Here is an 8,534-nt window from a genome sequence, read left to right as displayed (position 1 = left end):
GCGCGCTTCTGGCTCGCGACGGCGGGCACCGCGGTCGCTGCGGGTCTGCTCGGCGTGCTCATGATGATCGTCCTTCGGTTCGTCGAGCATCGCGCGTACGGCTTCCACACCGGCAGCTTCGAAAGCGGCGTGCAAAGCGCGAGTGGCTCGCGCCGGCTGCTCGTGCTCGCGGTCGCCGGCCTGTTCACAGGCGCCGGCTGGTACGTCGTACGTCGACTCATGCGGGCGCAGAACTCGGACCTGGACGACGCGCTGTGGGCCGGTGAAGGGCTGTTGTCGATCCGGCGCAGCCTGGCGTCCTCGACCCTTTCGGAGATCGCGGTCGGCGCCGGCGCCTCGCTCGGACGAGAGGCGGCACCGAAGCTGCTGGGTGCCGCCTCCGGCAGCCTGATCTCGCGCTGGGCCGGCCTGAGCCCGGCCCAGCGCCGCCTCTTGGTCGCCTGCGGCGGCGGCGCCGGGGTTGCAGCGATCTACAACGTGCCGCTCGGCGGCGCGTTGCTGGCCGCCGAGGTGCTCTACGGGAGCCTCACACTCCCGGTCGTCCTGCCGGCGCTGGTCTCGAGCGCGGTTGCGACGATCGTCGCCTGGATCTACCTGCCGAACACGCCGACCTACCTCCACGTCCCGAGCTACCACATCGACGCGTCGCTCGTGGTCTGGTCGGTACCGAGTGGCCTGCTGATCGGAATCCTCACCGTCGTGTACATCCGGCTGATCGGCGCGGTGTCGGCGCATCGCCCGCAGGGTTGGCGGCTCGTCGCCGCCACGACAGTGGTGTTCGCAGCCCTCGGTCTGGTCGGCTTGCACTACCCGCAGATCCTCGGTAACGGCCGGGATCTGGCTGCACCCACCTTCCTCGGCATCGGTTCGCTCGGCCTGCTCGCCGCGCTCGCGGCGCTCAAGCCCCTGGCAACCGTCGCCTGCGTCGGCAGCGGTGCCTCGGGCGGCCTGCTGACCCCGACCCTTGCGACCGGCGCCGCCCTCGGTGGCTTCCTCGGTCTCGCGTGGACGCACCTGTGGAGCGGCGCGCCCGCCGGTGCCTTCGCCCTGGTAGGTGCGGCCGCCATGCTGAGCGCCGGACTGCAAGCGCCCCTGACCGGCCTGGTCCTGATGGTCGAGTTCACCGGCACCGGCACGAGCGTGATCGTGCCGATGCTGATTGCCGCGGTGCTGGCGACCACCGTCGCCAGATACGTCGACGGCTACTCGATCTACTCGGTCCGGCTCCCCGCCGTACCGATAGGGGCGAGCGCAGATGTGGGACCGGAGGGCGAGCCGGACCGCGGTTGACGACGCCGAAGGGTCCGGCCTAGCTGCGGCGGGCGCCGCGGGCGCGCAGTGACATCGATGCGCGTACTGCCAGGGCGCGCGCCCGCTCGGGGCCGCGGCTCGCGACCCGGTGGGCGAACTCCGACATCAACGCGCTGGTGCGCACCTCGTTGATCGTCCACGGGGCGGAGGACTGGATGGCCGCCGTGTGCATCGCGCCGCTTGTCAAGATCGCGCCCAACAACGCGTCGCGTGCCGGCTTGATCCCCACCGTGATCTTCTTCAGACTCGTCTGCCGGTCGTCCGGCACCGGCTTGACCGCCGAGAGCGACGCGAGGTCACCGAGCACCCGCACCCCGCTCTCGGCGATTCGCGTTGCGGCCGCTGCCGCGATGGCGTTCGCCTGCTCGACCGCCCATGCGGGTGTCGTGATGCGGGGCTCGTCCGGTTCCGGGGTACGCAGCTGCATCTGCCGGACGATGCCTTCGTAAACGAGGTCGTAGTAGAGCGTGGCCGGCAGGTCGCGGTTGTGGAACTCGACATTGATCGCGCGAATCAGCTCGATCTCGGCGGCCGTCAACGAACGGTTGGTCCAGCCCTCCTCGGGGCGCAGCAAACCGGTCGGGAGGTCCACGAGCCGCTCGAAGGTCCGCAGCAGGCTCTCCCGATCGGACTCGTCGACCACGACGACCAGCAAGCGCTCCGGGCCGACGATCGATGCCCAGCGCTCGACCAGGACGTCATGGTGATGGCGATACCAGAACCGAGCCGAGCGACCCGCTCGATCCGGATCGTTGAGCACGACGTCGAGCCACCGGGGATACGACATGCGCATCTGGTTGCGCACGTACTGCTGCCAGGCCGAGGGAAGGATCAAAGCGAGCGGACGCAGGGTCACGACGACGTGCACTCGCTCGTCACCGAGCTCCCTCACCACCCGCCGCGCGACGTCATCGGTCGCGTCGTCGAAGTACTCGCTGCTGACGATGACCCGCTGCTGGTCGGCACGCCGAGCCGCCGCCACCACGAGGTCCCAGTCGGTACGACGCGCCGGACGGCTTCCGCGCAGGCCGTTGCCGCCGGTGACCGCCAGCGCCGCCATCTGGTGCTGGCGGGTGCGGCCGGCGTAGATCACGTCGTGGGCCACCATCGCCTCGCGGGCGTTCAGCAGCGCGCCCTGGATGGTCGTCGTACCGGTCTTGTGCGGCCCGATGTGGAGCAACAACCCGTCCGAGGGCACGCGGAGATCGGCCTCGAACACCAAGAACTCCCAGGTAATTGCAAGGTCCCCGTCGCGCTCATGCTAGCGACCGAGGTCACTGCGCCTCGTCTAGCATCAGGGCGACGAGCGCGAGGATCGGATCGGCAGGAGGCCAAGTGTTCGGACCGGACTTCCGGCTTCCCGAGCGCGGCCTGCTCCTGCACGTCGGGCCGCACAAGACCGGTACGACGGCCATCCAGGGCGCGCTTCACAACGCCCGATCCGAGCTGGCCGAGTACGGCGTCGTGTACGCCGGCCGCCGGCGCCAGTCGCAGATGGCCGCGCTCGCGGTGACCCAGGGGCACGGGTTGGCCGGCGACCGACCCGCCCAGCTACGCGACTGGGAGCGGCTGGTCGAGCAGGCCGAAGCGACGGCCGACCAACGGTTCGTCATCAGCAGCGAGTACTTCGACGGCGCGAGCGACGAGGTCGCAGCCAAGGTCGTGAACGAGCTCGGCGGTGAGCGAGTGCACGTCGTCGTGACTCTGCGCCCCCTCGCCCTGATCGTTCCGTCTGCCTGGCAGCAGTACGTCCGTAACCGGTTCCGCGCGCCGTACCGTCGCTGGCTCAAGGCGATGCTCGAACCCGGCAGCACGTCGCGGGCCACCCCGTCGTTCTGGTACCGCCACCATCACGACGCGCAGGTCGAACGCTGGGCGTCGATCGTCGGCCCGGAACGCCTCGTGGTCGTCGTCGCGGACGAGTCCGACCGCGAGAGCCTGTTGCGGACCTTCGAACGGTTCGTCGGCGTTCCGGAAGGACTGCTCAGGGCCGAGGTCGGTCATACCAACCGCAGCCTGACCGCGCCCGAGATCGAGCTGATCCGCGCGATCAACGTCGAGTTCCATCAGCGCGAGCTGCCACCGCGCCTGTATTACGAGCTGGTCTACGACGGCATCGCGCGGCAGATGCAGCTTCGGACACCGGACCCCGGTGAGCCGCGCATCACGCTTCCCGGGTGGGGTGTCGAGCGCGCGAACGAGGTGGCCGCTGCGGCAGCCGAGCGGATCGCCGCCAGCGGGGTCGGCGTCATCGGCGACCTTGCTTCTCTCAGTGCGGTGAAGCCGCTGCCCGACGACCAGCAGACCGACATGGCCGAGGTCGAGCTCTCGGTTGCCGGCGCCGCCCAGGCGCTGCTGGGCGCCATCCTCGCGAGCGAGCGGCTGCTGGCGGGGCAACACGGACCCGAGGCGCAGGCGACACCGGTCAAGCCGAGCGACCTGACCACGCGGCGGCTGCTCGGAGAGCTCGTCCGCCGCCGCCGCCGAGTGGCGAAGCGCCTGCGGCGCGCAGTCGGGCGGGCGTAGTCCGGATGTGACGGGCGCGACGCTCGGGGTTCAGCTGCGGTACGGGATAACGATGTTGGCCACGATCGGGTTGTGGTCCGAAGGGATCACCCCGACGAAGCGCCCGTGCCTGAGGTCGATGATCAGCTTCCACGAACGGACCGCGATCCCCGGCGACACGTAGATGTAGTCGAGGTGATAGCCGAACGCCGGCGGCTTGCGGTAGTAGTCGTTGGCGCTGTTGAACCGGGCGTTGGTCCGGCGCTGGGCGACGTCGAAGGCGTCGTCGACCCGAGCTTGCCGCATCACCTTCGCCGGCGCGTTCAGCGGATGCCAGTGGTCGTTGTCGCTGTTGAAGTCGCCGCCGAACACGATCGGCAGGTTGTCATGCGCGGCGTACGCGTCGGCCTGGCGAAGCAGGCTCTGGGTCTCCGCCTCGCGCTGCTTGTCGTACTTCAGCCCTGCACCGACCGAGAGGTGCGGCGAGACGAACAGGAAACGGGCGCCACTCGTGCGGTTCTCGAGGGTCTGGTACGCCGCCCACCGGTTGTCGCCGATCCCCCAGTGGTTGCCCGCACCGACTGCTTTGTAGTCTGCCTTCTTATAGAGCACGTACACCCCGGTGCGGAAGTAGTGGTGCTGGGTCGGCGGGATCTCGGTGTGCGCCAACGCATACGTCCCCCCGAGGTGATGCACCAATGAGTCGACCTGACGAGGGCCCTTGACGCCTGCTGTCCAGGCCGCCGCCTCCTGGATCGCGATCACGTCCGGGTCGGCCTGCCGGATCAGCTTGACCACCCCGTGCACGCGCTGGGACCACGGGGAGACATGGCCGCTGCCCTCACGCCTGCCGTCGTAGTACGCCTCGAGCACGTTGTAGGTCATCACTCGCACCGCTTGCCCGCTCGCGGTGTCGGTCGCTCCGATCGGGCTGGTGTATCCCGAAGGAGTCGAGCCGTTGAGCGCCCGGATCCGGAAGTAGTACGTCGTGCCCGGCGCTACGCCGTACGGCGTGAACGTCGTGTCCTTACCCCGCAGCCGGTAGCGCTGCACGTGCTGGCTCATCGAAGGATCGGTGGCCTGCTCGACCGAGAACCCGGTGGCCGGCCCGCTGTGCCAGGACAGCGCGAGGCCGCCGTCGCGGTCACCGACGTCGACGCGTGACGGCACCGCCGGCCGCAGCCCGACCGCGTTGATCAGTGGCGAGAACTGGTGGTGTGGGCCGTTCCAGGCCGCGAGCCGGTAGTAGTACGGCTTCGACGTATACGGCAGGCCACGCACGGTGAGGGTCGGGTGCTTGGAGCTCACCGTCTTCGCCCGCCCGAGGTTACGGACGTAGAGGTCGCTGCGCGTGGTCGACGCCCACAGTTGGTAGCGCTTCGCCTTCGCCGACCCGCGGGCTCGCACGGTGAATGACGAGGAAGACACGCGGACCACGTGAATCGCTCTCGGCGGCGTCATCTTCTGGCCGCCGACCGCGGTCGCGGTAGCGGGCAGCGCAGCCAGGGCAAGACCCGGAAGCAGCGCGGCGCACAGCGCCGCCAGCCTCGACCGGGTCAACTGGCTTGCCATATCACTAGTGCTCGGCATCGCAGGGGCCCCGATCGATCACCCGTCCGGCTTAAGCCGTCGTGTCGGCGATGACTGTGCGACCGACACATAGTGCTGGTGGGTCATGTGTGGGGCGTGTACCCGCAGGATGTCCACTCTCGCTGCGCCGAACGAGTGAACCGAAGGACCAGAGAAGTCACCCGAGACCGGCGAGTACCTCCCGGAGTAAGCGGTTCACGGCGGGCGGCCGCGGACAGAGTCGAAGGTCACACACCGAGCAGCGGCGTCCACGGTCATCGATCCCATGGACCTGGTGGTCGAAAGACGAACCTCCGCCCCGCGCGAACGGGTACTTCGTCCCTGGTCCCGATCCGATGAGCCGACCTACCGTCGCGTCGTACCTCTAGGGACTGTGAGGGGATCCCTAGAGGTACCGAAGGGAGTGATCATGGCTGCGATCACGGCAACCCACATCGCCTCGGACCAGTTCCTCCTCGACATTCGCGATCACGGCCTGCTCGTTGACCAGCCGGCATCCGAAGGTGGATGGGACAGCGGCCCGACACCGACCGAGCTGTTCGTCGGCGGACTGGTCGCCTGCGTGGCGCACTACGCCCATCGGTATCTGGTCCGCCATGAGCTCGACACCGACAACCTGAGAGTCACCGGGGACTGGGAGCTCTCGCCGGAGGGACCGGCGCGGGTCGCCCGCGTAGCGATCCGGATCGACGTGCCCGACTCCGTGCCGCAGGCCCGGCGCGCGGCTCTGCTGGCGGTGGCGTCGCACTGCACGGTGCACAACAGCCTGGCGAACGCGCCGACCGTCACGGTCGCGCTCGCGCAGAACGCGGCCGGCGCGGCTGCCTAGCTGGCGGTGGCGGTGGAATCCACCGGGGTCGCGATGCTGAAGTGGTCGACCAGCGCGGTACGGCCCTCGTCGGTCACGCGCACCGCGCGGGTCGTGCCGTAGCGCGCGATCCAGCCGTGAACGAAGAACTGGTCGCATAACGCGGCTCCTGCGCGCCCGGCCAGATGCGGCTCTCGCTCGGTCCAGTCGATGCATTGGCGGACCAGCGGTCGTCGACCGTGGTCGAACGCCTCGACATCCGCGCCGACCGACGCCAACCACTCGATGCCGTTCGGCGTCAGCGACCAGCCGAGCTGGTCACGGAGGTACCCGTTGGCGAGCATCGACTGCGTGACCTGGACCCCGAGTACACCGGCAAGGTGGTCATAACACGTGCGGCCGCGGCGAAGCGCATCATGCTGAGAGACCGAACGCAGGCTCGATCGCATGGTGGTGCGCCGTGGCGAGCGAGCAACGAGATACTCGAGCAGCTCAGCGGTCTCGTCTCCCGCCAACCGCAGGTACCGGTGTCGACCAGCCCGCTCCTGCTCCAGAAGCCCCGCGTCGACAAGAACGTTGGCGTGTTCGGTCATCGTCGAACGCGCGACACCCAAAGCGCTCGCCAGCTCGCTGCACGTCCACCGTCTGTTGTCGAGCAGCAGCAGGCATGCATCCGCACGGGTGCGATCAGCCAGCACCGATCCCAACGCGGCGAGGTCACCGCCCATTGCTCGCGTGTTAGCTCTGCTCATCGTCTCGATCGTAGGTGTGCGACGGTTCGGCCCGAACCGAACCGTGGCAGCAGTCGGATTGGTCAACCAACGGCAACACCACAGCCACAGATCGGTAACGGCCGCGCTGGCGGCGATTAATTCGGCCGACGCCGAAGGTGGCCGGGCATAGGGTCGGGGCCGTGGCGGTCCAACGCACTGGGGGCTCGGAGCCGAGCCGGTAGGCGCGGGTGAAGTCGCTTGCCGCGGTAGAAGCCGGCCCGTCGCCAACCCCTCAGCTGCTCTCGGGCTCTCGGCTGTCGGAAGCCGTTTTCGGGCTCCGCCATCTGCGCGACACCAACCACCCGTACGTCGACTCCGCGTGGTTCCGCGCCGCGCTGTCCTGGTGCGCGACCGCTGACCGGGATCTGATTCGCGCGATCTGCGCGGCCCCTCACGGCGTACCGGAGTTCCTGCTCGACCGGATCGAAGAAAGCGCCTGCTGGCCCGATCAGCTGTACGGGCTGATCGCGGTCGAGGATGGTGCGGTCGGGCAAGACCTCCGGCGCGTGTTCGCCGACGGCTTGCCGCCCGAGGTCATGGCCCGGTTCGCGAGTCCGCGCGAGGGGCTGGCCGAGATCATCCGCGAGCTCGACCACTACGTCACCACGGTGCTGGAGCCGATGTGGCTACCACTGTCCATGTCGCTGACCAGCGACGTCGACCCGGCCGGCGACGTTTCGACGGTCTACGCAGCCCGATCGTCGGCGAAGCCGCCGACGATCATCCCGACCGTTCTCGGAATCCGGGCTGAGGCATTCGATCACGATGACGGCCTGCTGGTCTGCCGGCCGGTCGAACGGCCGGGCACCGCGCTGTACGGCGAGGGCCGGCCGCGGCTAGCGCTGGCCCAGCTGCTCGGCTACCCGCGGACCGTGATCCTGTACGCCCTCGAAGGCGAGATGACGGCGCATGAGCTGGCCCGCGCGACCGGCCAGCGTCGCAAGAACACGCTCCACCATCTGCGCGTGCTCGCCCGCACCCATCTGGTGACCCGTGAGGTCGCGCGGGGTCGTGCCGCGGCGCCGACCTACCGCCGCACCGCTCTCGGTGCCGAGCTGCTGGGGTCACAAGCACAAGAATGACCGCACCGGCGTCGAGTTCCCTGAACAGGGAGCTCGAGCCGGTGCGGCCAGATCGCCCACCGGGTCGGCCCGCGACCGGATAAAGGAGTTGGCCGACCCGGGTGGCGGGTCCTCAGTTCTCGGCGGTCAGCCTCCGACTCCCACGGTGCGGAGGTCGACGATGCCGAACGCAGGCTCGATGTAGACGTTGGTCAGCCGGCTGCTGAACAGGTCGAGAGCCTTGTCATAGGTGAACGGAACATCACAGGCGTCCTTCAGGACCGTCTGGTCCACCTGCTGCCAGTACGGGTACTCCGCCTGCGGCGTCTTCTGCTTCAACGCGGAGTTGATCAGCGAGGTGATCTTCGGGTCGCTGCAGGCACCGTAGTTGCTGTTGCCCTGAGCGAGGATCTTGCGCGGGTCGACGATGTTCTCGAAGAACCCGTACGGAGCCGGCCAGTCCGGGCCCCAGCCGGCGAACGCCAA

8 protein-coding genes are annotated in these 8,534 nt (G+C 68.9%); 4 read left to right on the top strand and 4 right to left on the bottom strand.

Features of this window, described 5'->3' with window-relative positions; translation table 11 throughout:
- On the top strand, positions 1–1,290 hold a 1,290-nt coding region (locus tag VME70_02595), incomplete at its 5' end, for a chloride channel protein (GenBank protein ID HTW19083.1).
- A gap of 19 nt (positions 1,291–1,309) precedes the next feature.
- On the opposite strand, the gene VME70_02590 is transcribed toward VME70_02595, so the two are convergent.
- A complete protein-coding gene (locus VME70_02590; GenBank protein ID HTW19082.1) occupies positions 1,310–2,530 on the bottom strand; it encodes a hypothetical protein in 1,221 nt (406 codons plus the stop codon).
- A 116-nt stretch (positions 2,531–2,646) separates the two neighbouring features.
- Here VME70_02590 and VME70_02585 point away from each other — a divergent pair, with 116 nt between their 5' ends.
- Positions 2,647–3,837 (top strand): hypothetical protein, encoded by a 1,191-nt coding sequence (locus VME70_02585; GenBank protein ID HTW19081.1) that lies wholly within the window; start codon positions 2,647–2,649, stop codon positions 3,835–3,837.
- Positions 3,838–3,867: 30 nt separating this feature from the next.
- On the opposite strand, the gene VME70_02580 is transcribed toward VME70_02585, so the two are convergent.
- Positions 3,868–5,388: an endonuclease/exonuclease/phosphatase family protein gene (locus VME70_02580; GenBank protein HTW19080.1), complete on the bottom strand. Its 1,521-nt coding sequence runs from the start codon at positions 5,386–5,388 to the stop codon at positions 3,868–3,870.
- A gap of 427 nt (positions 5,389–5,815) precedes the next feature.
- Here VME70_02580 and VME70_02575 point away from each other — a divergent pair, with 427 nt between their 5' ends.
- Complete coding sequence (locus VME70_02575; GenBank protein ID HTW19079.1) at positions 5,816–6,235, top strand: OsmC family protein; 420 nt, start codon at positions 5,816–5,818, stop codon at positions 6,233–6,235.
- Here the strand turns inward: VME70_02575 and VME70_02570 are convergent.
- Positions 6,232–6,966: a winged helix-turn-helix domain-containing protein gene (locus VME70_02570; protein ID HTW19078.1), complete on the bottom strand. Its 735-nt coding sequence runs from the start codon at positions 6,964–6,966 to the stop codon at positions 6,232–6,234. The two genes, VME70_02575 and VME70_02570, sit on opposite strands and share 4 nt — an antisense overlap.
- Positions 6,967–7,175: 209 nt before the next feature.
- On the opposite strand from VME70_02570, the gene VME70_02565 reads away from it, so the two are divergent.
- Positions 7,176–8,069, top strand: coding sequence for a helix-turn-helix domain-containing protein (locus VME70_02565; GenBank protein HTW19077.1), 894 nt, complete (start codon positions 7,176–7,178; stop codon positions 8,067–8,069).
- Positions 8,070–8,195: 126 nt separating this feature from the next.
- Here the strand turns inward: VME70_02565 and VME70_02560 are convergent.
- On the bottom strand, positions 8,196–8,534 hold a 339-nt coding region (locus tag VME70_02560), incomplete at its 5' end, for a hypothetical protein (protein ID HTW19076.1).

The sequence above is a fragment of the Mycobacteriales bacterium genome, from assembly GCA_035504215.1.
Classification (GTDB): domain Bacteria; phylum Actinomycetota; class Actinomycetes; order JAFAQI01; family JAFAQI01; genus DATAUK01.
Note: the sequence above shows the minus strand (reverse complement) of the source record. Positions and strands in the feature narration are given on the sequence as shown.

Bases quoted from the DNA above. Each gene is read 5' to 3' on its own strand.
- VME70_02570 (HTW19078.1), bottom strand. From the start codon at position 6,966: ATGAGCAGAGCTAACACGCGAGCAATGGGCGGTGACCTCGCCGCGTTG.
- VME70_02575 (HTW19079.1), top strand. From the start codon at position 5,816: ATGGCTGCGATCACGGCAACCCACATCGCCTCGGACCAGTTCCTCCTC.
- VME70_02580 (HTW19080.1), bottom strand. From the start codon at position 5,388: ATGGCAAGCCAGTTGACCCGGTCGAGGCTGGCGGCGCTGTGCGCCGCG.